General features: G+C 69.7%; 27 protein-coding genes and 1 pseudogene. 13 read left to right on the forward strand and 15 right to left on the reverse strand.

Features of this window, described 5'->3' with window-relative positions; genetic code table 11:
• The first annotated feature begins 145 nt into the window (after nt 1–145).
• Nucleotides 146–535, forward strand: a complete 390-nt coding sequence (locus IE252_RS31710) for a VOC family protein (protein WP_190092880.1) — start codon at nt 146–148, stop codon at nt 533–535.
• A gap of 19 nt (nt 536–554) precedes the next feature.
• Here the strand turns inward: IE252_RS31710 and IE252_RS31715 are convergent.
• Nucleotides 555–1,089 (reverse strand): annotated as a pseudogene (locus IE252_RS31715) (hypothetical protein).
• A gap of 121 nt (nt 1,090–1,210) precedes the next feature.
• Nucleotides 1,211–1,774, reverse strand: coding sequence for a GNAT family N-acetyltransferase (locus IE252_RS31720; protein WP_190092881.1), 564 nt, complete (start codon nt 1,772–1,774; stop codon nt 1,211–1,213).
• Nucleotides 1,775–2,107: 333 nt separating this feature from the next.
• On the opposite strand from IE252_RS31720, the gene IE252_RS31725 reads away from it, so the two are divergent.
• Nucleotides 2,108–2,527 (forward strand): hypothetical protein, encoded by a 420-nt coding sequence (locus IE252_RS31725; RefSeq protein ID WP_190092882.1) that lies wholly within the window; start codon nt 2,108–2,110, stop codon nt 2,525–2,527.
• Nucleotides 2,528–2,623: 96 nt separating this feature from the next.
• Here IE252_RS31725 and IE252_RS31730 read toward each other — a convergent pair whose 3' ends face one another.
• From IE252_RS31730 to IE252_RS31740, 3 genes are all read right to left on the reverse strand, one after another.
• Complete coding sequence (locus tag IE252_RS31730) at nt 2,624–3,148, reverse strand: MepB family protein (RefSeq protein WP_190092883.1); 525 nt, start codon at nt 3,146–3,148, stop codon at nt 2,624–2,626.
• 76 nt (nt 3,149–3,224) lie between these two features.
• Nucleotides 3,225–3,569, reverse strand: a complete 345-nt coding sequence (locus IE252_RS31735) for a DoxX family protein (protein WP_190092884.1) — start codon at nt 3,567–3,569, stop codon at nt 3,225–3,227.
• Between the two features lie 212 nt (nt 3,570–3,781).
• Entirely contained in the window at nt 3,782–4,519 is a 738-nt protein-coding gene (locus IE252_RS31740) for a TetR/AcrR family transcriptional regulator (protein WP_229848911.1), read from the reverse strand.
• Nucleotides 4,520–4,638: 119 nt separating this feature from the next.
• On the opposite strand from IE252_RS31740, the gene IE252_RS31745 reads away from it, so the two are divergent.
• Nucleotides 4,639–5,346, forward strand: coding sequence for an NAD(P)-dependent oxidoreductase (locus IE252_RS31745; RefSeq protein WP_190092885.1), 708 nt, complete (start codon nt 4,639–4,641; stop codon nt 5,344–5,346).
• 94 nt (nt 5,347–5,440) lie between these two features.
• On the opposite strand, the gene IE252_RS31750 is transcribed toward IE252_RS31745, so the two are convergent.
• Entirely contained in the window at nt 5,441–5,647 is a 207-nt protein-coding gene (locus IE252_RS31750) for a cold-shock protein (RefSeq protein ID WP_190092886.1), read from the reverse strand.
• Between the two features lie 225 nt (nt 5,648–5,872).
• Complete coding sequence (locus IE252_RS31755) at nt 5,873–7,078, reverse strand: RICIN domain-containing protein (protein ID WP_190092887.1); 1,206 nt, start codon at nt 7,076–7,078, stop codon at nt 5,873–5,875.
• 359 nt (nt 7,079–7,437) lie between these two features.
• Between IE252_RS31755 and IE252_RS31760 the strand changes: the two genes are divergently transcribed.
• Complete coding sequence (locus IE252_RS31760) at nt 7,438–8,514, forward strand: LacI family DNA-binding transcriptional regulator (protein WP_190092888.1); 1,077 nt, start codon at nt 7,438–7,440, stop codon at nt 8,512–8,514.
• Nucleotides 8,515–8,794: 280 nt separating this feature from the next.
• Nucleotides 8,795–10,165, forward strand: a complete 1,371-nt coding sequence (locus IE252_RS31765; protein WP_190092889.1) for a glycoside hydrolase family 10 protein — start codon at nt 8,795–8,797, stop codon at nt 10,163–10,165.
• Between the two features lie 116 nt (nt 10,166–10,281).
• Here the strand turns inward: IE252_RS31765 and IE252_RS31770 are convergent, their stop codons facing one another.
• Entirely contained in the window at nt 10,282–10,977 is a 696-nt protein-coding gene (locus IE252_RS31770; protein ID WP_190092890.1) for an SDR family NAD(P)-dependent oxidoreductase, read from the reverse strand.
• 114 nt (nt 10,978–11,091) lie between these two features.
• On the opposite strand from IE252_RS31770, the gene IE252_RS31775 reads away from it, so the two are divergent.
• Nucleotides 11,092–12,018 carry a LysR family transcriptional regulator gene (locus IE252_RS31775; protein WP_190092891.1) on the forward strand — a complete coding sequence of 309 codons (927 nt, stop codon included), beginning with the start codon at nt 11,092–11,094 and terminating at the stop codon, nt 12,016–12,018.
• Here the strand turns inward: IE252_RS31775 and IE252_RS31780 are convergent.
• From IE252_RS31780 to IE252_RS31795, 4 genes are all read right to left on the reverse strand, one after another.
• Nucleotides 11,931–12,761: a hypothetical protein gene (locus IE252_RS31780; RefSeq protein ID WP_190092892.1), complete on the reverse strand. Its 831-nt coding sequence runs from the start codon at nt 12,759–12,761 to the stop codon at nt 11,931–11,933. The genes IE252_RS31775 and IE252_RS31780 overlap by 88 nt on opposite strands.
• 26 nt (nt 12,762–12,787) lie before the next feature.
• Nucleotides 12,788–13,267, reverse strand: a complete 480-nt coding sequence (locus IE252_RS31785; RefSeq protein WP_190092893.1) for a hypothetical protein — start codon at nt 13,265–13,267, stop codon at nt 12,788–12,790.
• Nucleotides 13,268–13,392: 125 nt separating this feature from the next.
• Entirely contained in the window at nt 13,393–14,427 is a 1,035-nt protein-coding gene (locus IE252_RS31790; protein ID WP_190092894.1) for an ETX/MTX2 family pore-forming toxin, read from the reverse strand.
• 292 nt (nt 14,428–14,719) lie between these two features.
• A complete protein-coding gene (locus tag IE252_RS31795; protein WP_190092895.1) occupies nt 14,720–15,931 on the reverse strand; it encodes a serine hydrolase domain-containing protein in 1,212 nt (403 codons plus the stop codon).
• A gap of 256 nt (nt 15,932–16,187) precedes the next feature.
• On the opposite strand from IE252_RS31795, the gene IE252_RS31800 reads away from it, so the two are divergent.
• On the forward strand, nt 16,188–17,777 hold the full coding sequence (locus IE252_RS31800; protein ID WP_229848912.1) for a serine/threonine-protein kinase: 1,590 nt from the start codon (nt 16,188–16,190) through the stop codon (nt 17,775–17,777).
• Nucleotides 17,778–17,855: 78 nt separating this feature from the next.
• On the opposite strand, the gene IE252_RS31805 is transcribed toward IE252_RS31800, so the two are convergent.
• Nucleotides 17,856–18,599 (reverse strand): class I SAM-dependent methyltransferase, encoded by a 744-nt coding sequence (locus IE252_RS31805; RefSeq protein ID WP_190092896.1) that lies wholly within the window; start codon nt 18,597–18,599, stop codon nt 17,856–17,858.
• A 224-nt stretch (nt 18,600–18,823) separates the two neighbouring features.
• On the opposite strand from IE252_RS31805, the gene IE252_RS31810 reads away from it, so the two are divergent.
• The 3 genes from IE252_RS31810 (at nt 18,824) to IE252_RS31820 (ending at nt 21,928) form a co-directional block, all read left to right on the forward strand.
• A complete protein-coding gene (locus tag IE252_RS31810; RefSeq protein ID WP_373298650.1) occupies nt 18,824–19,123 on the forward strand; it encodes an alpha/beta hydrolase in 300 nt (99 codons plus the stop codon).
• A gap of 494 nt (nt 19,124–19,617) precedes the next feature.
• Entirely contained in the window at nt 19,618–20,358 is a 741-nt protein-coding gene (locus IE252_RS31815; RefSeq protein WP_190092897.1) for an SDR family NAD(P)-dependent oxidoreductase, read from the forward strand.
• A 205-nt stretch (nt 20,359–20,563) separates the two neighbouring features.
• Entirely contained in the window at nt 20,564–21,928 is a 1,365-nt protein-coding gene (locus IE252_RS31820; protein WP_190092898.1) for an esterase-like activity of phytase family protein, read from the forward strand.
• A gap of 2 nt (nt 21,929–21,930) precedes the next feature.
• Here the strand turns inward: IE252_RS31820 and IE252_RS43460 are convergent, their stop codons facing one another.
• Nucleotides 21,931–22,689: a helix-turn-helix domain-containing protein gene (locus IE252_RS43460; protein ID WP_229848913.1), complete on the reverse strand. Its 759-nt coding sequence runs from the start codon at nt 22,687–22,689 to the stop codon at nt 21,931–21,933.
• Between the two features lie 59 nt (nt 22,690–22,748).
• Here IE252_RS43460 and IE252_RS31830 point away from each other — a divergent pair, with 59 nt between their 5' ends.
• Together IE252_RS31830 and IE252_RS31835 are read left to right on the forward strand one after the other, a co-directional pair.
• A complete protein-coding gene (locus IE252_RS31830; protein WP_506417297.1) occupies nt 22,749–23,090 on the forward strand; it encodes a DoxX-related protein in 342 nt (113 codons plus the stop codon).
• A 412-nt stretch (nt 23,091–23,502) separates the two neighbouring features.
• Nucleotides 23,503–24,003 carry a VOC family protein gene (locus tag IE252_RS31835; RefSeq protein WP_190092900.1) on the forward strand — a complete coding sequence of 167 codons (501 nt, stop codon included), beginning with the start codon at nt 23,503–23,505 and terminating at the stop codon, nt 24,001–24,003.
• 100 nt (nt 24,004–24,103) lie between these two features.
• Here the strand turns inward: IE252_RS31835 and IE252_RS31840 are convergent, their stop codons facing one another.
• The gene (locus tag IE252_RS31840) at nt 24,104–25,018 is read right to left on the reverse strand and encodes a MerR family transcriptional regulator (RefSeq protein WP_190092901.1); all 915 of its coding nucleotides are present in this window, start codon (nt 25,016–25,018) and stop codon (nt 24,104–24,106) included.
• Nucleotides 25,019–25,057: 39 nt separating this feature from the next.
• Between IE252_RS31840 and IE252_RS31845 the strand changes: the two genes are divergently transcribed.
• Entirely contained in the window at nt 25,058–25,807 is a 750-nt protein-coding gene (locus IE252_RS31845) for a maleylpyruvate isomerase family mycothiol-dependent enzyme (RefSeq protein WP_229848914.1), read from the forward strand.
• Nucleotides 25,808–25,817: the final 10 nt, after the last annotated feature.

Consider the following 25,817-nt stretch of genomic DNA (forward strand, 5'->3'; position numbering starts at 1 on the left):
GAGTGATGCTCTTGAAGCGAAGCAAGAAGGCCCCCTTCCGTACTACGGCGACGCGTAGTTGAGCCCCCCCCCGCGTGGGGAAATCCAGTCGTGGAGTCGGCCTGATCCTGATAGACACGGCCGTGGGCGATCGGGAGGTTCTGACATGACCAGTAAGTTCACCGAGTTGGCGATCGACTGCGCGGATCCCCACGGTCTCGCCCTGTTCTGGTGCGCCGTTCTTGACTACGAGGTGCAGGAGGAAGAGGACGGCTATGTTGCCATCGGCTCCCCTCTGGTGCCGGAAGGCAGAGACCGCCTCGGTCCGGTGCCACCGTCGTTGGCCTTCGCGCGCGTGCCCGAGGGCAAGACCGTCAAGAACAGGCTCCACATCGACGTCAACCCCACCGACAGGGAGCAGGACGAGGAGGTCCGTCGTCTGCTCGACCTGGGTGCCCGACATGCCGATGTCGGGCAGACCGGCGACGACAGCTGGGTCACCCTCGCCGACCCGGAGGGGAACGAGTTCTGCGTCCTCGCGAGCCGCCGCCCCTGACCCGGACGCTGCCCGCACGTCAGTTTTCGTTGGCGCGGGAAAGGGCGTCGGTAATCAGGCGCGTGGCGAAGTCGGTGTCGTTGGTGATGCGGTTGATGTGCTCCGCGAGCAGGAACGCGGTGACTTCCAGGGGAGTCATCTCCTCCTCGGTCCAGTCCCCGTACTGCTGCCGCCAAAGGCTCGGGCTCAGGCCGGTGCCCGCGGCGACGACCAAACCGGCCAGGGTGGGAATGGCCTCGGGGCCGACGCTCCTGGGCATCATCCGCATCGCGGCCACGGTTGGGCACCACGTGCTCGATGACGTCCTTCTCGTGCTCCTCGTGGGCCTGCCGCAGCCACGTCATGAACATATAGATCAGCGTGCAGGCGCCGTCGAGCAGGTCATGGGCTCCGTCCGGGCCCAGCGACGCGATGAACTGGTCGACCAGCGCCTCCTGTTCCGGGTTAGTCTCGGTCTTGCCGCTGTAGACCTGCTTGAGCCGGGAGTCGACCACCATCAGAGCCGCGCTCACATCGCCGGCGGGAGCGTGCTGGGGACCGTAGCGCGATAACAACAGGTTCCTCCTCCGGTGGCCGCAATGGGCAGTACGCCGTGTCCGTACCCTAAAGGACCCGGAAGCCGGGGGTCCGTCAATCCCGTGAAGACGCCCGCCGCTCTTCTGCGGCGGGGGCCGGTCAGTCCTGGGCGGTGCCGGAGGCCGCGTCGACGGGTCTGTCGATGCGGTAGACGTAGTGGGCGCGGTCGTCGTCCGGGTTGTCCGGGGTGAGGTCGGCGGTGCCGATTCTGCGCAGCCCGGCCTTCTCCAGCGCGCGCCAGGAGGCGCGGTTGGCCGCATGGACCGGGACGATGACGGCGGGCGCGTCCGGGTGATCGGTCCACGTGGCCGCGACGAACTCCCGGATGATGCGCGGCCCCAGACCCTGCCCCACCCGGGCGGGGTCTCCGATCAGGTAGTCGATCGTGACCGCCGCGTCCGGGAGCTCGATCTGGCGGCCCAGTTCCGCGAGATAGTCGGGGTAATCGTCGAACCGGCACCGCTGCACCAGGGCCACGGGCACGCCGTCCACCAGCACCAGGAAGTCCTCGGACGGCTCCTGCCCGCGCGCCGCCGGGCCGAAGTCCCGTGCAACCGCCTCCTCGGAGCTGTCGTGGTGCCACCACCGGGCCACGTGCGGCTGCGCGAGCCATTGCCGCAGCAGTACGAAGTCGGCCTCGGCCACTCGCCGCCAGGTGATCATCGTGCCTCCTTGAATGCCGCGCCACTGTCGCTGTTGGGAATGATCCCCCTACGAGAGTCACCGAGGGGCGTAGGGCGCATGCCCAAGTTCCGGAACACAGGCTCGAAACCACGGGCCACCCACTCCCCCGCAGGTCACGCACGTGTTCACCCGACTCAACGATGTTGTTCAGCACCACCGAACCGGGCTGCTGAACAACCCCCGGCCTGGTTGGCTTGCCTATCAGCGGACACCAACCGCCGCTTGGGGAGCCTCAGTCCGCCCGGCCCCCACACACTCCACGAGCCCCCGACAGGGGCCGTGACCGATCGCACGAACAACAAGGAGAAATCCATGCGCATAGGCAGGATCATCGCCTCCGCCGCCCTGGCCACGGCGGCCGTCGCCGCCACCGCACTACCGGCGACGGCCGGCGGAAAGGCGTTCCACGGGCCGGAGTTCATCACCGCGCAGAAGCTGACCGCTCCGACCACGGTGGAGTTCGCCTACCGCTGCAAGCCCGGAGCAGCGGACCGCAGCATCGAAGTCGCGCTGACGGCGCCGGAGACGTACCCGACCACGGACTTCAGTACGTGGCTGAAGGGAAAGCAGGTCGTGTGCAACAACAAGACGCAGCACGTCAAGGCGGTGCTGACCGAGTCCCGCGAGGGGAAGGACCGCTTGCTCAAGCCGGGCGAGACGGGGCGGGTTTGGCTGAGGATCTACGGTGGCGGCCGTGACGTCCTGCAGACGCGTCTGATGACCGCACACTGATCCGCGGATCGGACCCCGTCCATGCCAGGGCGGGGTCCCTCGCTGCCCGCGCCCCCTCGGGTTGCCCGATAGCCACACGGGGGGGGCGGGCGGCGTCTACGGGTGGTGGAGGGCGCGGGCGCGGGCCAGGTCGACGGGCTCGTCCTCGCCGAGGTGAAGGAAGTACTTCACCTGCCATGCCTGAGTGCTGCCGGCCTGCCGGTTGGTCGTGGTGACCCAGGGCGGATAGACACGGAACCCCCGCTTCCCACCGGAGCCGTCACGGGAGACGATGCCCCGCTCGCTCAGCACCTCGCGCGGGAAGACGAACTGTCCGAAGCCGTCGTCGTCCCGGCTGCTGATGACGAAGAGGTCCACCCCATCCTCGGCGTCGAACGGTCGGATCGGCCCCTCTTCGGACCGCTGCCACACGGTGACGAACTGACCCACCTTCGTCGGGGTCGTCTTCCCCACGCGGAAGCGGACCGCGAGGCCGTCGAGCGTGAACGCGTGTGCCGCGTACTCGGCGCTCTCCGGTTCGGGCACCGGCAGTGAGCAGGCAAAACCGCCCGGGTCGTACACCAACGCCTTCGCCGCCAGCAGATCACCGTGAAACCCCGTCCACGGTTGATTCGTCACCATGTGGTCATCCTGCCAGGCCGACCGACGAGCTCGCACACGCGTTCCTCGTCGGTGGGGATTCGGCCCACCCTGGCGGTCAGGCGGCGTAGCCGAGGATCAGGGTGGCCACGACCGGCGCGAGATACAGGACGGGGAAGGCGACGGTCTTGTAGGAGCGCGCCCGCAGTACGGCAACGACCGCGCCGAGGAAGTACAGCACCAGGCCGATCCCGGCCGCGATACCGATCCCGGGAACCGCCAGACCGACCAGCAGGCCAGCCGCGCCGGCCGCCTTGGCCAAGCCCAGCAGCGTCCACCAGGAGCGCGGGACGCCGTACTCGACGAGCGGCTGCGTCACGAAGTCGGCCCGGCGCAGCAGGGAGAACCCGGAGAAGCCGACCCAGGCGGCGGTGAGGACGGCGACGATGGCGTAGGTGGACATCGGAAACTCCCATGCGTGTGGATGCAGCGGACGATCTGGAGCAGAGGGCCCGGCATCGCTGCGCGACCCCCTGCACCTCGCTGAACCGCGAGAGCCCGGATGTGTGACACCGTCGGCGAGAAAATCTCAGAAACCCCGGTCGGCAGTCCCCGCTGGGCCGTTCCCACCCCGCCATCGAGAGCACTCGTGTCCCGGCCCCGACACCGAGGTGTTCAGCGTCCGCGCGGGATGCCCAGCATCTTGATGAGCTGGCCGAGTTCCTCCAGGAACAGCTTCTGGGGGCTGGTGGTCTGGGTGCGCAGGTGGCCGTAGACCTCCAGTGACACGAGGCCGTGCAGATGGCCCCACATGCGCAGGGCGAGGGCGACGGCCGCGGGCGGCAGGTCGGGGAATGCGGGGCGCACCTTGTCGAGGAGCCCGGGGTCGAAGTCGGACCAGTCGAAGGTGCTGCCCTCGTAAAGGTGCTGGGTGTGGGGCCATGCGGCCGCCGCGAGTGCGGTGAGTCCGGTGCAGACCCGGCGTGCGGCGTCGGGGGCGGGGCCTCCCTCGGGCGCCTGGTAGCCGGGTACGGGGTCGCCGTAGATGAGGCGGAAGCCCTGCGGGTTGACCAGGGCCCAGGTGCGGAAGGCGTTGGCCCACGCCTCGATCCGGGCGGCGGGATCGGTGACCGGGGCGGCTTCCCACGCGGCGTCCACGGCGTCGGCCAGCGCGGTGTAGACGTCGTTGATGAGCGTGGTCACCAGGTCGTCCCGGGCCGGGAAGTAACCGTAGATGGCGTTGGCGGTCATGCCCATCTCCCGGGCGATGGCTCGCAGCGTGATGGCGTCCGGCCCGCCCGAGGCCATCAGGGCCAGGGCCACCTTCTTGATTTCGGCTGTGGTCTCGGCACGCAGCCGCTCCCGCCGCCCCTTGCCGCCGCCCGCACTTCCCACACTTCCCGTCACTGTCACGACGGGCACTCTACAGCGTCCACATACCGAGTGCCGTGCAGTTACTTCACACCGTATAGTTTTCGCACGGCGTCACTTCATCGAGTGACGTCCCACATCTGCATGCACAGGGGAGAACCATGCACATCGGCGTCATCGGAGCCACCGGCACCATCGGCGGTCAGGTCGTCACCGAGGCCCTCGAACGCGGCCACCACGTCAGGGCGTTCAGCCGTGACGCCACTCAGGCACAGCGTGCGGAGGGCCGGGACAACGTCACGTGGGCGAGCCTCGATGTCCTGGATCCGCAGGGCATAGCCGATGTCCTGCCCGGCCTCGACGTCCTGATCAGCGCCTTCCAGCCGGGCAATGCCGCCCGGGACTTCGAGGAGACCGTGCGGCGCTCGATCGCCGACCCGACCGTCTACGCGACGGCGGCGCGGGCCCTGCTGAAGGGGTTGGAGAGCCACCGTCGGACCCGGCTCATCGTGATCGGCGGTGCCGGGAGCCTGGAGATCGCACCGGGTGTGGTCCGCGCCGACTCCGACGAGTTGCTGCACACCACCCTCGACCAGCTCGGCCTGCCCCGCGCCTACGCCGCAGCGGTACGCGGGCACCGGGACGCCCTCGACGTCCTGCGGCTGTCGAACCGGCTGTGGACCTACTTCAGCCCGGCGGAGGAGATCGCCCCCGGCGAGCGCACCGGGCGTTTCAGGGTCGGCGGCGACCAGCCCGTTCTGGACGCCGAGGGACGCAGTCGCATCTCGGTGGAGGACGCGGCCGTGGCCCTGGTCGACGAGGCGGAGCTCCCGCGTTTCGTCCAGCGCCGCTTCACTGTCGGCTACTGATATCCCTCAGCCGGAATGACAGGGGTAGTACACCGCGCATCCGCGGCGTACTACCCCCGCCCCCGCTGCCGCCGCCCCCGGCCGCGTCAGCCCTTCACCCTTCGACGACGACGTTCTCCGCCTGGGGACCCTTGGGCCCCTGAGTGACGTCGTACGTGACCTGGTCGCCCTCCTGAAGCTCCTTGAACCCGCTGGTCTGGATCGCGGAGAAGTGGACGAACACGTCCGGGCCGCCGCCGTCCTGCGTGATGAAGCCGAAACCCTTTTCCGCGTTGAACCACTTCACTGTGCCTGTTGCCACGCTGATCTCCTTCAAAGGCTCCGGGCGGCGCCATCGGCGCACCTGCGGAACCACTTCTGAACAGTGCTCAGGCGGACGGTACGGCTTCTCCGCGTCGACACGGCGGGAAGCCTCCCGCCCACCGGCCCTCAATCACTCGCAAAGGTGAACGCGCGGAGTGTTCGGGGGTCTTTCCGGACGCTGCCACCGGAAGCATCGTTCCGTGTCGGTGCACGTCCGGGCTCCTCAGAGAGGATTCGGGTGCGACCACAGCTGGTTGGCCGTGGCCCAGCAGTCCCAGATCTGCAGCAGGGATCCGTTGGCGGAGCCGCCCGCGTCCAGGCACTTGCCCGACGGTGGGTTGGTGAGCGTGCCGTTCGGGTTGAACCGCCACTGCTGGGCGCCGGTGCCGTTGCACGTCCACAGCTGGACGCGGGTGCCGTTCGCGCCGGCGCCGCCAGACACGTCCAGGCATTTGCCGGTGTGCGGGTTGACGACAGTGGAGCCTGCCGCCGTCCACCGCTGGTTCCAGTCGCCGGAGCAGTCCCAGAGCTGGACCGGGGTGCCGTCCGCGCTGCCCCATTCGCTGAGGTCCAGACAGCGTCCGCTTTGCCGTCCCACGATCGCGCTGCCCGTCGAGGCGCTCCCGTCGGGGGTGTAGGAGAAGTTCCGCACACCCAGGCCGGGGCCGCCGACCCACGGCTCGAAGCCCGCCTGCACGCTGGTCATGTACCAGGACAGTTGCAGGTAGCCGCGCGCCTTCGAGTCGTTGGTGAAGTCCTTGATGTTCACCGTCAGGGAGTCGACCGGCTGCTGCCTCACGTACGAAACGGTGTTCCACGTGAGGGTGACACCGTCGGCGGTGCTGCTCTGCGGGCCGTACCACACGTCCCAGTTGGCACCCTCCAGCCAGACGGTGCCGACCTCGCGGCCGTACGGTGTCGGGGGGCCTGCGTGGTTGGCCCAGATCATCAACTCCGTGCCGTTGTTCTGCCCGCTGGGGTGGGGGTTGGTGTCGAACCAGATGTCGTAGGCGGCGTCCCACTGGCCGTCGCCGGTGGTGGTGAAATCCACGTGGGACTGCGGGTTGGTGAAGGACGACACCTGTTGTGGCAGTCCGTTGCCGCTGGAGCAGTTGCCCCAGTGGCAGCCCGCGTAGATCGACGGATAGCCGGCCGGCTTGGGGCTGCCGGGCAGGTTGTGGTAGCCCGAGGTGTACGTGAAGCCGCCGTCGAAGGCGTTGACGCACTGCCCGATCGTGTCGCCCCACTCGTTGTTCTGGACGATGTACGTGCCGCCCGACACGGCCGCGCTGCCGTACTGGTCGCAGAGGGGGCCGGTTGCCGACGCCGACGGCGCTGTCGCCAGTGACAGCGCGCCGAGGAGCACGGTGGCCAGCAGCCCCACCAACGCCCCGGCTCCGCGCCGTGGCCACCTGGGTACGTCACGCATGGCGGTTTCCTCCCTGTCACCCGGGCGCGTCCCGACGCACCTGGTGGGTCACCGTTGGTATGTCTTCTCGGGGCCGGAACGGCAGATGCCTCCACTGCGCAGGTGCGGTCATCTCGTCCGCGCCGGGGGCGATCGGCTCCGACCCCCAAGGCGAGGGCCGAATCTTTCGGTAAGTTTCTCTCACCATCCCGGGCAACGTAGGGCACTCGCACAGCACCGTCAACGGATATTTCGGGCAGGCCACCGAGAGGTCCGAGGGCTCCGCCGTCGGGCACCGGAAGGCACAAAACTTGCCGAAACACTCGGAGTTGAGGCGCGTATGCTGGCCACGACGAGTCGACACAGAGACGAGGTCGCCCATGCCCGGCCGACGGAGCAGCAGCGCAACGACGGTCACGGCCGGGGCCACCGCTCCCGCCACCCGGGTCACCATCGCCGAGATCGCCCGCGAGGCCGGGGTGTCGGCGCCGACGGTCTCCAAGGTCCTCAACGGCCACGACCAGGTGGCGCCGGAGACCCGGGCCCGCGTCGAAGAACTGCTGCAACGGCACAACTACCTGCGCCGCCGCGCCCGTCCGAAGAAGACGGTCGGACTGATCGACCTGGTCATCCGCGAGGTGGACAGCCTGTGGGCCGGCGAGGTGCTGCAGGGCGTGCAGGGCGCTGCGGCCGAGCACGGCACCGAGGTCGTGGTGACCGCGACCCACGGAACCACCACGCAAACCGTGCGCTGGCTGGACAACGTGTCCAAGCGCGGCTCCGACGGGATCATCCTGGCGGTCACCGACCTCACCCCGGCGCAGCACAAGCAGGTCAACTCCCTGGACATCCCATTGGCCGTGGTCGACCCGGTCGGCAGCCTGGACGCCGGAGTGCCGACGGTCGGCGCGACCAACTGGCAGGGCGGCATGGCCGCGACCCAGCACCTGCTCGACCTTGGACACCGCAGGATCGGCATCCTGCAGGGCCTGGAGGAGGCCCTGTGCGCGCGGGCGCGCCTCGACGGATACCGCGCGGCGCTCGAAGGGGCGGGCATCGCGGTCGACCCGGCCCTCCAACAGCCCGGCGACTTCTACTACACCACCGGGTACGCCGGCATGCGCAACCTGCTGGCCCTCCCGAAGCCGCCCACCGCGGTCTTCGCGAGCAGCGACCTGATGGCCCTGGGCGCGTACGAGGCGATCCGGCAGGCCGGGCTGCGGGTCGCGACCGACGTGAGCATCGTCGGTTTCGACGACGTCCCGAACGCCGCCTGGGCCTCCCCGCCGCTGACCACGGTGCGCCAGCCGTTGCGCGAGATGGCGGCCCTCGCCGCCCGGATCGTGCTGCAGGGCGCGGAAGCGGTGCTGCCCGGCCCCACACTGCGGATGGAGCTGGCGACGCATCTGGTCGTCCGGGAGAGCACGGGGGCTGCGCCCGGCGTGTCCACCAACTGAGCCCGCCGCCCGGCCTGGTCGCGTTGCCGCAAGGGGACATGGGGCGGCGACAGGGCAGGTGCAGAGCGCGTCGAAAATTTCGAGCCGAAAATTCCATCGAGGGGTCCACTCGGCGCAGTTGAGGTTATGGGTGCGCAGTGTGTTGACGGCAAGGGAGGGTGCTCCTATGGTCCGTCACGCAAGTCGGGAATGATTCCGAAACTTTCGGAGAGCAGTGTGCCCGCGCTGAGCGGGTGCGCCGCCAAATCCTGCCCACCCCCACCCGGATGAAGGGGACGAGATGGCATCCCGCACCACCATCGACCCACCTCCTCAGCGTCGGCCCCGACGCCCGCGCACCCGCAACGCACTCGTCGTCGGCACAGCGGCCCTGCTCGCCGCAGTCGGTGCTCCCGCCCTCGCGGGCACCACCCAGGCCGCCGGTACCCTCGGCGCCGCGGCCGCCGAGCAGGGCCGCTACTTCGGCGCCGCCGTCGCCACGAACCACCTGGGCGAAACCCCGTACGCCTCCACGCTGGACACCGAGTTCAGCTCGGTGACACCGGAGAACGAGATGAAGTGGGACGCCACCGAGCCCACCCGCGGCACCTTCACCTTCGGCTCCGCCGACCAGATCGTGAACCACGCCCAGAGCAGAGGCATGAAGGTCCGCGGACACACCCTGGTGTGGTACTCGCAACTGCCCGGCTGGGTCGGCAACCTCGGCGCGACCGACCTCAGATCGGCGATGAACAACCACATCACCCAGGTCATGCGGCACTACCAGGGCAGGATCCACTCCTGGGACGTCGCCAACGAGGCCTTCCAGGACGGCGACAGCGGCGCCCGGCGCAGCTCACCCTTCCAGGACAAGCTCGGCGACGGGTACATGGAGGAGGCGTTCCGCACCGCCCGCACCGCCGACCCGGCCGCCAAACTCTGCTACAACGACTACAACATCGACGGCATCAACGCGAAGAGCAACGCCGTCTACAACATGGTCAGGGACTTCAAGGCGCGCGGGGTACCGATCGACTGCGTCGGCTTCCAGTCCCACTTCAACAGCGCCTCCCCGGTCCCCTACGACTACAAAGAGAACCTCCAGCGCTTCGCCGACCTCGGGGTCGACGTGCAGATCACCGAGCTGGACATCGAGGGCTCGGGCACGGCACAGGCCGACAATTACAGCAGTGTGGTGAGGTCCTGCCTGGCGGTCTCGCGCTGCACCGGCATCACCGTCTGGGGTGTCACCGACAAGTACTCCTGGCGTGCCGGTGGAACACCACTGCTCTTCGACGACAACTACACCAAGAAGCCCGCGTACAACGCCGTGCTGGCGGCGCTCGGCGGCGGCAGTTCAGGCACCGCCACCTGCACGGCCACCTACAGCAAGGCCGAGGAGTGGAGTGACCGCTTCAACGGCAAGGTGACCATCACCGCGGGCAGTTCGGCGATCAGCAACTGGACCACGACCGTCACCGTCACACCTCCGGAGAAGGTCTCCGCCACCTGGAACGGCTCACCCACCTGGGACACCAGTGGCAACGTCATGACGATGCGGCCGAACGGCAACGGCAACCTGGCCGCCGGAGCATCGACGAGCTTCGGCTTCACGGTCATGCGGAACGGCACCAGCACGCCCCCCGTGCTTGGCTCCTGCACCGCATCCTGACCGACCCGCACCCCTTGGTACGTGTCCGGTGCGACGACCGCGCCGCCCGCGCCGGACACGGCTGCCGGGAGCGGAGTTCGCGGATGCCGGACATGGGGCCGCGGCAGACCCCGCGTCTACCAGGGCACGACCTGCCCTTGGTGGTCGAGGAAGTGGAGACCGGGCTTCCCTGCGTGGCGCTCCATGGTCTCCGCCACCCCCGGCACACTCTCCTCCACGCTGAGGTCGGCCTCGGGGCCGCCGAGTTCGGTGCGGACCCAGCCCGGGTCCATGAGCAGCAGCGTCCGCGTGTCCTCGGCGTTGCGAGCGGCGTAGCTGCGCATCAGCTGGTTCAGCGCGGACTTGCTGGCCCGGTACAGGTCCTGCCGGCCTTCGGTGTTCAAAGAGATGCTTCCCTGGCTGGAGGACATGACGCCGATGGTCCCCGTCGGGGCGACCAGCGGGCCGAGGGTCTCCACGACGCGCATCGGGCCGAGCGCGTTGGTGATCATGACCTCGGCGAACATGTCCGTCGAAACCTCGCCGATCGGCAGATCGCCGCGCGTAATGGCGGCGTTGACGAAGAGCAGGTCGAGCGTGCGCTGTGACAGCCGGTCGCGCAGTGCCGAGATCTGGTCCGGGTCGGTCATCTCCAGCGACTCTATGGTCAACTGGCCCCCGGACTCCTCCGCCAGGTCGTGGAGACCGGTGCGCCGGCTGCCCCGGACCGTGCCGATGACGTCCCAGTCACGACGGAGGTACTCGGCGGCGAGCCCGAGGCCCAGGGTCCGTGAAGCCCCGATGATGAGAGCGGTCTTGCGGGTGTCGTTCATGTGGTTCCTCTGCATGGTGTGTCAGTGCGTCAGGACTGTGGGAGTGCTGGTAAGTCTCCGAGCCCTTCGACCGGGCGTCCAATACCCTTCAAACCACATTGATACCGTTACGGCATGGATCTGGATCTGCGAAAACTCCGCTATTTCGTGGCGGTGGCCGAGCACCGGCACTTCGGCCGGGCGGCACAGGCACTGTTCATCGCGCAGCCGGTCCTGAGCCGGCAGATCCGGGCGTTCGAGCAGGAGTTGGGATGCCCGCTGTTCACGCGGACCACGCGCAGCGTCGAGCTGACCCCTGCGGGGCAGCAGCTGTATGACGAGGCGTCAAGGATCACCACCGTGGTGGACGTTGCGCTGCGGCGCGTGCACGAGGCGCAGCGGGGCGAGCAGCGGCTCGTCGTCGCCTTCTCGGGCGGCCTGTACGTGTCGGAGGCGATCCGGGCGTTCACGGCGAGCCATCCGAACGTAGAGGTCGATGTCCTTCCGCTGACCTGGCCGGAACGGGACGCGCCGCTCCGCGACGGCCGCGCGCACGTGGGATACCTCCGGCGCCCCTTCGACGATTCGGGGCTGCACACCGTCCCCATCGGCCACGACACCAAGGTCGCGTGCCTGCCGGTGACGCACCCGCTGGCCAACCGCCACGCGCTCACCTCGGCCGACCTCGACGGCGAGCCGATGTTCGACGGCAGTACGCGGCGGACGTCCTCCCTGGAGGAGAAGTTCGAGCTCATCGCCTCCGGGCAGGGCATCGCGCTCCTCCCCGTCAGTATCGCTGCCTCGTACTCCCGCCCCGACCTCGTCTATCTGACCGTCACCGACGCCCTGCCCGTCGAGACCTGCCTGGCGGTATCCGAGAGCAACTTCACGGGTCCCGTACGGCACTTCGTGGACATCGCCACCGCGATACTGCGCCAGCGCTCCGGCGACCGAGGGAGGGCGGCACGGTCAACTCAGGTTGCTGTGGGTGGTGTTACTTCCACGAGGCGGCCGGAGGAGAAGCACCAGCGGAGCCAGAGGACGGATTCGATGTCCCAGTAGGGAGGGGCGGTCAGTCCGTCCTTGACGGCGAACCTGAAGCCTTGGGTGGCGAGGATCGCGCGGAGGGTAACGTGCACCCCGGCGTAGTCGTGGGCAACCTTGGTCCAGTCGGGGAAGACGGCGCCGCCGTGCACGCGTGCGTACCGCTCGACGAAGGCCGCCCATTCGGCGGCGCCCGTGATCTCGAGGACTGCGGCCGCGGGGTCGGTGACCTGGAGTTCCCAGGTGTGCCAGGGCCGTGGCTGGAGGGGCGATCCCTGGTCCAGGTACATGCGCCACATACCCGGACCGTCGTGTTGTGCCGTGGAGGTGTACAGACCGAAGTGGAACGGCTTCGTACTGGGGGAAGCCGGTTCCCCGCGAGGGGTGGTGAACCGTGTGCGGGCCAGGGTGGGCTGCCGTGACGGCATCAGCTCGTGGGGGCCGGTGCCGATCCAGTGCTGGCGGGTGCGGTCCAGGGGGCCTCGCACGAGGCTCGGCTCCTCGCGGGCGAGACGGCGCAACAGTGCGCAGTTGTCGGCCACCTCGTCCGCATCGGCGGCTTCAACGAGGGTTCGCCCTCCGGTTCGGGCGGCCGTTTCGGGCTCGGTCCACAGCGACATGACCGCGGTGAAGTGCCGCAGGCCCGCGTCGGCGGCGGCGTCCGGATCCGTCGACGCGTCGAGGTCCGCCGCTCTGCGGGCCAGGACGCGGATCGGTGGGGGTGCACGCCAGGTCTCCTTCCCGGCGGCACCCCCGTGCAATGCGGCCGCCTTCCGGTAGCGGCGGATCAGCAGGAGAGGGCGACTTCCTGGCCGAGGCCGTTGGTCGAGCTGGTGGGCGGCTGGTAGCCGGGCGGGAAGACGACCTTGAAGTACATCCGGCCGCGGTAGTTGCCGGGGCTGCACTGGACGGCCGCGTTGTTCTGCGCCGTACGGGTGTTGTGCTGAGTGCGCAGCGCCGACTGGTTGACGAGCTGTCCGTTCTTGTACAGGGCCGCCCGTGTGGTGATCTCCGGAACCGGCGCCGAGCACGAGACGGTGACAACGACGTTGACCGTGCCGGGTACATGAGTGGAGTTGCGCGGACGCTGCACCTGCCCCTCACACCGGATCACGGCGGATGCGTCCGCGTCGGACCCCGCCCTCCCGCCTTCGGCGGTCCCCGACTCGGCCGACTTCCCCGCGGGGACGGCAGCCGGGGCGGACGGATCCCCCTCCGTGGGCCCGGCGGCCAGGGACGTCCCGGCGATGAGCCCGACAATCGCCATCGACGCGGCCGCAGCCGCAGCCGACAGAAAGTATCCGACTCGCTACAGAGAGTGGCGAAGCGGATCACTCCAACGTCACAGTCGACTCCCCACGACGGCGTAGGCGGCATGCGGGGAGCGTCTGGTCACCGAGGAGGTGCGGCAGTCCTCCGCGCGGCCACCGTGTAGGAGTAGGAGCGCGAGGCGCCCGGGGCCGCGACTCGCCGCTGCGGCACGTAGCTGACCTCGACGCCGAACTGCGAGCCGTTCTCGGCGGTATAGGTGCCCAGGCCCGGAACCGCGACCGTGTGATGGCCGCTGAGGTAGATGCCCGGCGGCAGCGGAACGGCTGCCAGGGCCGTGTCGTACACCGATTCCTTACTGCTCCGGACAGTATGGCCAGGGGCGTAACCACCGCCGACGTCGTTGCAGTCCGTACGGATCAAGGACCTGGTGAAGCTTCCGTCCAGGTCGCCTTCGAGCTTCACCGCGCCCGTGCTCTTCGTCTGCTTGAGCACGACCTTGATGACGGCGGTGGTGTGCGGCGGCACCGGGACCGACTGGGGCGTGGCGGTGTAGGTCTCCTGCAGGGATGCCGTCTTGGTGTCGGTCTCGCCCCAGGTCCACGTGGCGGTGAACTCGTCGCCTCCGCTGAAGAACTCACCGAGCTTCAGCTGCGCCGATACCTTGTGGGAGGTGGAGAGTTGTTTGGTGACCGCGGTCGACACGGTGTCCGTGACCGTCCTGCTGAAGCTCTGGGTCGTCAGCGTCATCTCCCTGTCGGTGGCGTTCGTCAGGAAGTTGCTCCCCACGTACCAGGTGGCCCCGGGCGTCGTGGTCGCCTGACCGTCCGGAGTCACCTGAAGGTTGGTGAAGGTGACCCCGGAGGCATCGTTACGGGTCGACACATGGCTGGTCATCGGAACGTTGGCGCGGCCCCACTGGTACACCCAGTGGTGGTTGTCCCACGCGGACGCGTACTGGCGCTCACCGTTCCAGGTGGCGGAATCGCCGTACTGCACGAATTGGTTGAGCAGCCCGTCGAGGTCAGCGGGGTACGGCGGAGCAGCGTGGGTGGCGGCACGAGCATCGCCGGGCGCCGCCAAGGCAGCGAGGGCCGCCAGGGCGGTGACCGGCACCACGAAACGGGCAACGCCCCTTTTACGTATGGACAACTTCACGGTGTCTCCCTCGATCACTCGGCTCCACCCGGATCACTTCGGATCCCCGTCGGCGTGAACCAGTGACAGCTAAACCCCACCTACCGGGAAAAACCGGGCTTATTGATATCCCTGATACGTCCCCGCCGCCTGCCTTGATGTTTTCCTTGCGCGGCTACATCGCCGGGCTCCGCCGCGGCTGCGGTTGCGGTTGCGGTTGCGGTTGCGGTTGCGGTTGCGGTTGCGGTTGCGGTTGCGGTTGCGGTTGCGAGATCATCAGCCTGCTCGCGCGCTTACCGCAGCAGGTCGACCGTCACTTCGCGCACAGTGCGGTGTCGACGAACCGCTGGACGTTGTCGGTCTCCGTGCCGCTGGGCGGGCTGAGCGCGGTGACGGCGGCGCTGGCGGCGCTGCCGCCGTCGGTGACGGCGACGGTCGTGGAGTAGCCGGGGATGCCACCGCTGTGGCCCCAGCTCAGCCCGCCGCAGCTCAGCGGCATGCTCACCAGGCCAAGGCCGAACCGGATGCCGGAACCCGGCTGGAAGTCGTCGGGGACCGCGACAGTGGTGCGCATCTGGGCGAGCTGGGCGGGCTTGAGGAGCCCCCCGCCGCCGATCAGGGCGGAGAAGAAGCGGTTCAGGTCGCTGGGAGTGGAGATCATCTGCCCGGCGGCCCAGCCCCAGGAGGGGTCCAGCTCCGTGACGTCGTCCAGCGGCGCTCCGGGCTTCGACGCGTGGTACCCCTTGGGGTGGGCTTCTCGGATCCGCTCATCGCCCACACCCGGGAAGTAGGTGTGCCGCAGCCCGATACGGTCGATGATCCGCTCGGTGATCTGCTCGGCGACCGGGCGTCCGGTGACCTTCTCTATGAGGAGACCGGCCAGGACGTAGTTGGTGTTGCTGTACGACCAGCCGTCGCCGGGGGCGAACAGCGCCTTGTGGGCCAGGGCCATGTCCAGCAGCGTCCGGGGCTGGTAGTAGGTGTGACGGCCCTTGCCGTAGAGGGCATCGCTGGTCATGAACTCGGTGTAATTGGGCAGGCCGCTGGTGTGCTGAAGCAGCTGGCGTACGGTGATGTCGTTGCCGTCGATCCCGTCGCCGCGCACCAGGTCGGGCAGGTACTCCTCGATGGGGGTGTCCAGGCCGATCTTGCCCTCGCCGACGAGCTGGAGGACGACCGTGGCGGTGAACGTCTTGGTGTTGCTCCCCACCCTGACCTGCCCGTCGACCGGCACCTTCGCCCCGGTCCGCACGTCCCCGACACCGGCGGTGTAGTTACGGGTGCGCCGGTCACGGTCGACCGTGGCGGCCAGGGCGGCGGGGTACTGGTCCTCGACCACCAGCCGCTCCACGCTCTTTCGTACGGCATCGCGGGAGCCGTGGGACTCCGCGGCCGCGGGTAACGTGCCGGCCACGGCCAGGGCGGCGGCGACCACGGCCACCACCGCGGCTGCCCGTCGCGGCCTTCGCAGCGATGTGGTGTGAACGCGCCGGAGCTTCTGCGATTCACGAGAATGATCGGACATGGGTGAACTCCCCCTGTGCGGCTTGCTGGTTGCATCGGAATGCCGGACGCGTCCAGCCTGCGCATCCAAGATCCACTGAACCAACCGGGCAGCACGCCCATGCGAGGTAGGGACAACCCCCCGCTCATTCCCCCGTACGCTCCGCGCACCCCACCGGGGCCCCTGTGGCCAAATCGCAACATTGCGTCGTTAGGGTGGCGGAAGCAGGACAGAGCGGCCGGGGAGATCCGGGGCTGGGACAAGGAGTGCGGGCAGAGTGTGGGACGGTGCGGGGGCCGACGGGCCCGGACGGCTGATCGCGGGACGCTACCGGCTCCTGGAGCAGATCGGCCGCGGCGGTATGGGCACCGTGTGGCGGGTCGAGGACGAGCTGCTCGGCCGCCACGTCGCACTCAAGAAGGTGCACTTCCCACCGCACCTGGGTGAGGACGAGCGCGCGACGCTCCATGAGCGCACCCGCCGCGAGGCGCGCAGTGCGGCCCGTATCACGCACCGCAACGTCGTGGTGGTGCACGACGTCGTGGAGGACGCGGGGCTGCCGTGCATCGTCATGGAGTACGTACCGTCCCGCACGCTCGGTGACGTACTGAAGAACGACGGTCCGGTGGATCCCGGCGAGGCCGCCCGGATCGGCCGGGCCATGATCGCCGCCCTGCGAGCCGCGCACGCCGCCGGTGTCCTGCACCGCGATGTCAAGCCCGCCAATGTGCTGCTGGGGGCCGACGGACGGGTGGTCCTGACGGACTTCGGCATCGCGATCGCCTCCGGCACGTCCACCCTCACGCGCACCGGCGAGCTGGTCGGCTCCATCGACTACTGCGCCCCGGAGCGGGTCAAGGGCGCACCGCCCGGCCCGGCCGGGGACCTGTGGGCGCTGGGCGCCACGCTCTACCAGGCGGTCGAGGGGCGACCCCCGTTCCGCCGGAGCGCTCCCATAGAGACGGCGTACGCGATCGTCGCCGACCCACTGGAGCCGCCGCGCCACGGCGGTCCGCTGGCCCCGCTGATCGCGCAGCTGCTGGCCAAGGAGCCCGAGGACCGCCCCACGGCCGAGGCCGTCCAGGCACGGCTTCGGGAGTCGGCACGGCCGCATACCCCGGCGCCCGACCCTTCGGGCCGCGCTGCCCGGACGGAACCCACCGCGCCAGGGCCCGACCGCCCGGGCACGGCCGCGACCGCGCTCCTCTCTCCCGACGCGGGCGAGAACACCGCTGCCCGTGGCCGCACCGGGCGCCGGACCGCCGTCTGGGCGGCGGTCGCGGCCGTCCTGGCCGCAGCGGCGCTCGGCGGCACCTATCTGGCCCTGCACGATTCGGGCCGCAGCGCCGCGAGCAACGCCCCCTCCCCAAACACCTCCGCCTCCAAGGCCACAGAGCCCCCGGTGCCCAAGGGCTACCGGCTGGCCGAGGAGAAGGCGTTCGGCCTCGCGTTCCCGGTCCCCGACGGCTGGACCCGCAAGAAGCTCGAAGACGACGCCGAGGGGGTCGCGTACATCGACCCGACCGGGATGGCGAGCCTGCGGATCGCCGCGCTCGACTTCGCGAGCACCGACCCCCTCCAGCGCTGGAAGGACGACGAGGCCAGGTCCATCAAGCAGGGCAAACTGCCCGGCTACCGTCAGCTGCGGATGCAGAGCACCACCTACCAGCAGCGTCCGGCGGCGATCTGGGAGTTCACCTGGCAGGGCAGGGCACGCCAGTGGCGCGCGGTGGACCTCGGGTTCGGCAAACCGGGCGGCACGGAGTACGCGATCTACCTCTCGGCTCCAGCTGCCGACTGGGACCGGTACAAGCCGGTCTTCGACCACGTACGCGACGGCTTCCGCCTGCCCGGCCAGGCGCGGTAGCAAGCAGCGGTGCTCCACGGCCGTGCCGCCTCGCCGGTCAGCGCGAACCCGTACTCCAAGCTCCGGCCGGCCTGCCGGTCAGGCACGGCAGCGCAGCATCGCCAGCGGCGGGTGCGCGAGGGCGTCCGCCCAGAAGTCCTCGCCGAACTCACGGATGCCGGCTTCGGACACCGTCAGCGGAACCCACTCGACGTCACCGAAACCGGCCGCCCGCAGGCACTCCTCGTAGACCTCGCTGCGCGGGGCACTGCTGACGATGGTGATCGGCTGCGGTTCGAGGAGAGCCGTGACCCGCACCCGCGTACCCGTCTCGATCTCCTCGCCGGTCGGCTCGCAGAGGAAGCCGTACTTGTCCAGGGACGGACAGTCGAACCGGTAATCCGGATTCTGGGCGAGTACGAAGAACTCCCCGCCCGGCGCCAGGTTCCGGTGGATGTTACGGCACATCCGCTCCATCGTCGCGATGTCCTCGGCGTAGTTGAGGCACTGCACGCCCAACGCGATGTCGAAGTGCCGGTCGAGCGTCTCCAGTTCGGCCACGTCACCGACCTCGTAACGCACACCCAGCGGGTCACGCTGCTCGATCTCCCGCGCGGCGGCGATCATCTCGACGGAGATGTCCACACCGAAGACATCGGCGGCACCGCGCCGCTTGAACTCCCTGCTGTAGAAACCGGTGCCGCACGCCAGGTCGAGCACCGACTTGCCGCTCACGTCCCCGACCAGGGCCAGGAAGCTCGGCACCTCCCCGAAACGCATCAACGGCAGGGACTTGAACCCCTCGAAGGCCTCGCCGATCTGGTCGTACTGCTGCACGCTCATGTGCCGTCCCCTCGTGTGCTTCATCCTGTACGCGGCCACGACGGCGCTGCGGACCCTGGGGCCCGCCGGATCGCGGCTGTGGCAGGAAGTCTCCTCCGCGCCCGGCCGACCGCCGTACTGGCAGATGACACAAAGAAGTTGACCGGTGGCCCTCGTATCACCCAACCACACCGTCGGGGCGCGGGACCCGCCCAGCTCGCGGACAGGCCCCGAGCGCAGCCACGTTGGCGCTCCTGCGGCGCAACCGGCTCGGCGGTGACACACGCCCGGTAAGGCTGCCGCACGACCGGGGCCGTGTGGTCGAGGGCGGTGTGAAGGTACGGGTCTTCGTGCCGGAGCACGTCGACGGCGTGTATCTGCACATCCACAGCGGCGGCTGGGTGTTCGGGTCGGCGGACGGCCAGGACGAGCGGCTCCAGCGGCTCGCCGAGCAGGCGCGGCTGGCCGTGGTGAGCGTGGAGTACCGCCTCGCGCCGGAACACCCCTTCCCCGCCGGGCCCGACGACTGCGAGGCGGCTGCCTGATGGCTGGTGAAGAACGCCGCAGCCGAGTTCGGTACCGAAACGGCTGCTGATCGGCGGCGAGTCGGCCGGTGCCCACCTCAGCGTCCTCCACACCCCGCCCCAGAGAACCCGAAGGCACCTACGAACGGCCTGACGTTCAAGCCACGCCGGGTCAGCCGACCACCCGGACCTCGTCGCGGATACCGGCCACTTCGGCGGCGAAGTGATCGAGGTCGATGTCCGAGGGCTTGACCCGACGGCTGCTCATGCCGAGAGCCACCTTCACCACCGTGGAGGAGTCACCCCAGACGCATGAAGGTTCCACGGACACGACCTCGGGGCGTCCGGCTGCGGCCGCGTACGAGCCGTCCACCCCAGCGCCAACGCACAGTCTTGATCATTACGCGGACCAGCGTCTCCCACCTCGCAGGACGACGACTTGAACCTGACACCGGTGTCAACTTCTAGCATGCCGACATCGCAAGCACGTCGGCGTCGCATACGGAGGAACAACCATGAGTGAGTTGACCGGCAAGGTGGCCCTGGTGACCGGCGGCAGCCGTGGGATCGGCGCGGCGATAGCGAAGCGGTTGGCCGACGCGGGGGCGGCGGTCGCGCTGACCTACGTCCAGGCAGCGGACCAAGCGCTGGAGGTGGCCAAGCAGATCGAGGCCGACGGCGGCAGGGCTGTGGTCATCCAGGCCGACCTGACCCATCCGACGGCCGCGGCGGCGGCAGTGCAGCAGACGGTACGGGAGTTGGGCCGCCTCGACATCCTGGTGAACAACGCGGGCTTCCTCACCTACGGCCCGCTGGAGGAGGTGTCCGCCGAGGAACTGGACCGGGTGCTCGCCGTGGACGTCCGGTCGGTGTTCCTGGCCGCCCAGGCCGCCGCCCGGCACATGGGCGACGGGGGGAGGATCATCAGCATCGGGTCGTGCTTCAACGGGCGTGTTCCCGGCGCGAACTTCGTCCTACAGGCGACGGCCAAGTCCGCGCTCATCGGGCTGACCAAGGGACTTGCCCGCGAGCTGGGACCGCGCGGGATCACCGCCACCATCGTGGACCCGGGCCCCATCGACACCGACATGAACCCGGCCGACGGTGAAACCGCCGCCTACCAGCGCTCCCTCACCGCCCTGGGCCGCTACGGCGAGGCGGAGGACATCGCCGACGCGGTCGCCTATCTGGCGGGCCCCGGCGGCCGTTACATCACCGGCACTTCCCTGGCCGTGGACGGCGGCTACACCACCTGACCACAACCTCGCTGCCGGCGTCACGGTCCCCGGTCGGATGCTCTGCCGCCACCCGGCCGGGGCAAACCTTCGGGAACACTCCACCACTCGCTCCCCCAAGGGCGATGGCCGCGCGTCGGATGGAGTTCACCCTGACGTCCCATCACGTTCGTACGAAACGGTCAGCTTGGCCACTGTCACATGACTTGTCGGCCAGGAGGCCCCGATGGCATCGCACGCGCACACCCAGCGCACCGTACGACGTTCCCTGGCCGTGGGCCTGCCCATCGCCCTGCTCGCGGCGATCGGCGTGGCCGGGACCGCAGCCGGTGCTCCGGGCCCCGAAGGTGACAAAACACAGAGTCCGTATGTCGAGGGCACGGCCACCCTCGCGGACACTCCGCTCGGTGAGTTCAGCAACAGCCTCCTGCCCGGTTCGGTCGCCGACGACCGAGGCATCGACCTCGGCGGGATCGGCAGCGACCTCTACCCCGCCGGCCGCAAGGGCGAGTTCTGGACGGTGACCGACCGGGGTCCCAACGGCCAGATCAAGGTGGACGGCACGAAGCGCCGCACCTTCCCCGTACCCGGTTTCGATCCGGCGATCGTCAAGGTCCGGGTGTCCGGCGGCCGCGTGCAGGTGCTCAAGGCGATCGCGATCACCACGCGCTCCGGCAGGCCCGTCACGGGACTGCCCAACCAGGCTTCACGCGACGAGGCCCCGTACACGTACGACGCGAAGACCCCGCTCTCGTACGACCCGAACGGTCTGGACACCGAGGGCATCGTGCGGGCGGCGGACGGCACGTTCTGGCTCGCCGACGAGTACGGGCCCTCGCTCGTGCACGTCTCCGCCCGGGGAAAGGTGCTCACGCGGTACGTCCCCAAGGGGCTGAACCTCCAGGGAGCCGACTACCCCGTGGTGGAGTCGCTGCCCACCATTCTGCTCAAGCGCAAGACCAACCGGGGCTTCGAGGGGCTGGCCCAACTCCCGGGCGGCGACCTCGTCCTGGCGGTGCAGAGCCCGCTGTCCGTGCCGGACACGGCCGCCGGTGAGAAGTCCCGCAACGCGCGTCTGCTGCGCTTCTCGCCGAAGAAGCGCGCGGTGACGGCCGAGTACGCCTACCGCTTCGACGCCGTGGACGTGGTCGATCCGGGCGAGCACAACACCTCCGAGCTCAAGATCTCCTCGCTGGTGGCGATCGGCGGTGACCGGCTGCTGGTGCAGGAGCGCACCGACAAGGCCTCCCGCATCCACCGGGTCACACTGCCGCGCGGCCGGGGCATGCTGGGCAGCGCCTGGGACGACCCGACGACCTCTCCTTCGTACGAGCAGGTGGAGGACCCGGCCACGGCCGGTGCGCCGGTGCTGCGCAAGACGCTCGTGGTCGACTTCAACAAGGTCGCGGGCGTACCCGGCAAGATCGAGGGCATCGCGCTGACGGGCCGGGACACCCTCGCGCTCATCAACGACAACGACTTCGGCATGACGGACGGCCCCGGGGCCTTCGACACGCACGGCCGACTGGTGGACAGCGGCATCGAGACGACGGTGACGTACGTACGTCTGCCCAGGCCACTGCGCGGCTGAGCTCAGGCCGGGGCCGCGGCCCCGGCTCCGCCGTCCGGGCGCCGCCGGTGCTTCAGGGAGGCGGGCGTGCGCCCGGTGAAGTCCCGTGCCGTACGGGTGAGATGGGCCTGGTCGGCGAAGCCCGCGGTAGCTGCGGCCAGAGCCGCCGTCGAGTCCCGGAGATCGGCGATCGCGGTGCGCAGTCGGCCCCACCGGCGCAGGCGGGCGAGGGCGATGCCCACGTCCTGGCGGACCAGGGCGCGCAGCCGCGGGGCCGAGAGGCCGACCTCGGCGGCAATGCAGGTGATGGACAGGTCCGGATCGCGCAAGGTACACAGGTCGACGGCGTGGGCGACTCTCGGATCGAGCGGGGACGGGCGCCCGGTGAGTGTACGCAGTTCGGCGTATCCGGCGCCCAGGTCCGCGCCGATGTCGGGGCCTTCGGCATCCATGGTGCCGAGCGCGGCGAGCAGGCGGCGGACCTCGCCGGGGCTGAGCTGTACCGGACCCGGGCACGGTGGCAGCCGCCAGGAGTCGATGAGCAGGGCGAGGTAGGGCGAGGTCGCCGCGCAGGCGTGGGCGAGCTGCGGCGGCACGACCAACCCCGGTGCCGCCACCAAATACCCTCCCGGCTGGAGGAGTTCGGCGTGGCCGCCGATCGGCAGCACGGCCTTCCAGGCGGGCAGCCGGTGTTGGGCGACGTGGAACGGGCGGGACTCGGCGAACATCGTCGCCTCGGGGCCGGTCGCGAAGACGGTGCGGCGATCGTTTTGTTCAAGCACCCAGGCACGAGGTGAACGGATCATCGTGCCATGCACGCTATCGCTTCCGTCGCTTGGCGGTGTTCCTGATCGTTACGGGAGTCATGCACTTCCTGTCCCCCAGCTACTTCCGCGCGCCGGTTCCCACATGGCTCGGCCCGGAGCGGCTCCTGGTGGCCGGTAGTGGGGCGGCTGAGGTCGTGGCGGGTGCGCTGGTGCTGGTTCCGGGCGGCAGGCAGGCCGGGGGCTGGGCCGCCGTCGCCCTGATCACCTGTTACCTGGTGTCCCACGGGGACGCACTGGTCCGGGCGCGGCCGGACCGGCCCCGGCTGCTGGAGCGGCCGGTCGGAGCGGTGGCTCGGCTCGTGGTGAACGTCCTGTACATCGCCTGGGCGGTGACGGTGGCCGCCTCCGCGCCCTGACAGCGATGCACAGCCGCCGAACCGTCCGGGGCGGCGCCGGGATCTCCGTGGGCTGGGCACCGAGCCGCATGTCCTGTCAGGCCGCTCTACCCATGGGCCGGGCGTCGCCGATGTCGTCGCGGCGCGGCTGTCCGGCCGGGAACCCGGGCCTGTGCGGATCGGCTACGCCTTCACAAACATCAGCCTCGGCCGACGTGACGGTGCCGTCCAGTTCACTCACCCCGACGACCGCCCGCGCGGGCTCGCCCTGACGGGACGCGGGGTGCGTCGGGCAGATACGGGCAGGATTCCTGACGATCACACACCATGACGAAAGACACACAGACCCGAGGGGATTTACTTGAAGTCTCACATTGTTTTATCGTCGAAAGCGAGGCCACCGCCTCACCCTTCGCCGCCCTGGGAGAACTCCATGCCTGTACGCCGCCTCAACCACGCGGTGCTCTACGTGCGTGACGTCGCACGAGCCGTCGAGTTCTACACCGACGTCTTCGGCTTCAAGCTCGACGTCGACATCCCCGGCCGCGCCGCGTTCCTCAGCGCCGAGGACACGCTCAACGACCACGACCTCGGTCTCTTCTCGGTCGGACCGGACGCGCCCGGCCCCGAGCGCGGCCGCGTCGGCCTCTACCACCTGGCCTGGGAGGTGGGCACCCTCGGCGAGCTGGTCGCCGTCGCCGACAAGATCAACAAGCGCGGCGCCATGGTCGGCTCCACGAACCACGGCGTGTCGAAGTCCCTCTACGCCAAGGACCCCGACGGCAACGAGTTCGAGATCATGTGGCGGGTGCCCCGCGAGGACTGGCCGACCGGAGCCGAGGAGTCCCGCCCCGGCCCGCTCGACCTCGAAGAATCACTCAAGCGCTGGGGCCCCGACCGCAAGACAGGCGCCGCGGCCGGATCCGCCACCTGAGCGAAGAGCCATCGTCGAGCACGAGGGGCGAGGTGGAGTCGAGTTGCCTTCCCGGAAGGCGTCTTGCCGCTTCGCCCCCGCGCACGATGCATGATCGGATTCACCGTGGCGTGACCGCACCATGGAGCGAGTCCAGCAGCCAGGCGTGTGCCTTGCCGACGGTGACGTCCTCGCCCGTGATGTCCCCGACGAGCTCCCAGTACCGGTGCAGACCGGGACTCCGGTCGACGGCCCCGGTACGTGCCAGGGCGCGCCGGAACGCGGGGCTGTCGCGTGTGCCTCGGGTGGCCGCGTGCACGTCGACGAACCGGTCGAGCAAGGGTCCGGGACCCGGCCGCCGCCCCGCCCGCACGAGTGGGCGCGCGAGCTCGCACACCTCGCCAACTCCCCCTTCGAGCAAGGCATTCCGATACGCGATGAACTCCTCGCCCGTACGGGTGCGTGCCCAGAACTGCTGCCGCAGCCGATGGTCCTGCACGATGGCGACGAGCGTGGCGTAGGCGACCACCTGCTCGGGGTCAGGGTCGCCCGGCAGCTCGGGAACGCCGGCCGAGATGACCATGGCGGCGCCGTCCTCGGGCATCGAGGGCAGGGCCACACGGCTCCAGAACGCCTCAAGGGTGTGCCGGGCCGCCCCGCCGTCGGCGACCGCGGCCAGCAGTTCCAGCCTCGTTTCCCGTTCGGCCGGTGCGGCTTGCTCGACCGCGCGCAGCGAGGCGCGGCGCCAGGCCAGTGCCCCCAACTCGGCTTCTACCTTGGCGCGTTCCTGCGCGGCGGCTTCGGCGACGGATCGCCGGCCGCTGAGTACGGAGTCGATCGTCGCCAGTCCGAGCCCGAGTGCGCGCAGCCGACGCAACAGCGTCAACCGCTGGACCGCCTCCGCACGGAAACGGCGGTGCCCGCCTGTGCTGCGGACCGGCTCCAGGAAACCCTCGTCGCAGTAGAAGCGGATCGTGCGTACGGGCACGCCGGTTCGCTCGGAGAGCTCACCGATGGACAGGGTGTCCTCGCGCACTTGAACCTCCACCGGGGTGGAGTTCCTACCCTACGCCGCATGACGCAGCCTCATATCGAGCGGCTGGCCTCGGGCCTGCTCGCACAGACCGCGGCGTTCGCCGATGCCGTGGACGGCACGGACTGGGACGCCTTCGTACCGACGTGCCCGCAGTGGCGGCTCCGGGTCCTCGTCGGACACCTCGGGCAGGCGCCGCGCTGGGCGGCGGGAATCGTACGCGGGGGCCCGCCCGGCGCCGTCCCCGACCCGCACGAAGCACGGCCTCCGCAGGACTGGCGGGCCTGGCTCCTCGCGGGCGCCTCGGAGCTGGTCACGGCCGTACGGGAGGTCGGCCCCGACGCCCCGGTCTGGACGGTGGCCGGGCCGGCACCGGCGTCGTTCTGGCTACGCCAAGCCACCCACGACACAGCCGTGCACGCAGCCGATGCCGCGTTGCTGGCGGGCGTGCCGTACGCCGTCGAACCCGACCTGGCGGCCGACGCCGTGACCCAGCTCCTGGAGCTGCTGTCCGCACCGGTCATGGCGACGCTGAAGCCCGCGGTGGCTTCGCTGCGGGGTGCGGGCTCGATCGGGCTGCGGGCGCGCGAGGAGTCGGTCGAAGGGTGGGTGATCACGCGCACGCCGACGGGGGTGTCATGGCGGCGGGGCCCGGGAACGGCGGACGTCACCGCGACGGGTCCGATGCAGGACCTGCTGTTGGTACTGATGCGACGCCTGCCGCCACAGCGTCTGACGATCGACGGAGACCGGCAGCTGTTCGACCACTGGCTGACGCACTCCGCCTTGTAGGCACGGGCCC

It is taken from the genome of Streptomyces melanogenes (genome assembly GCF_014649795.1).
GTDB lineage: Bacteria > Actinomycetota > Actinomycetes > Streptomycetales > Streptomycetaceae > Streptomyces > Streptomyces noboritoensis.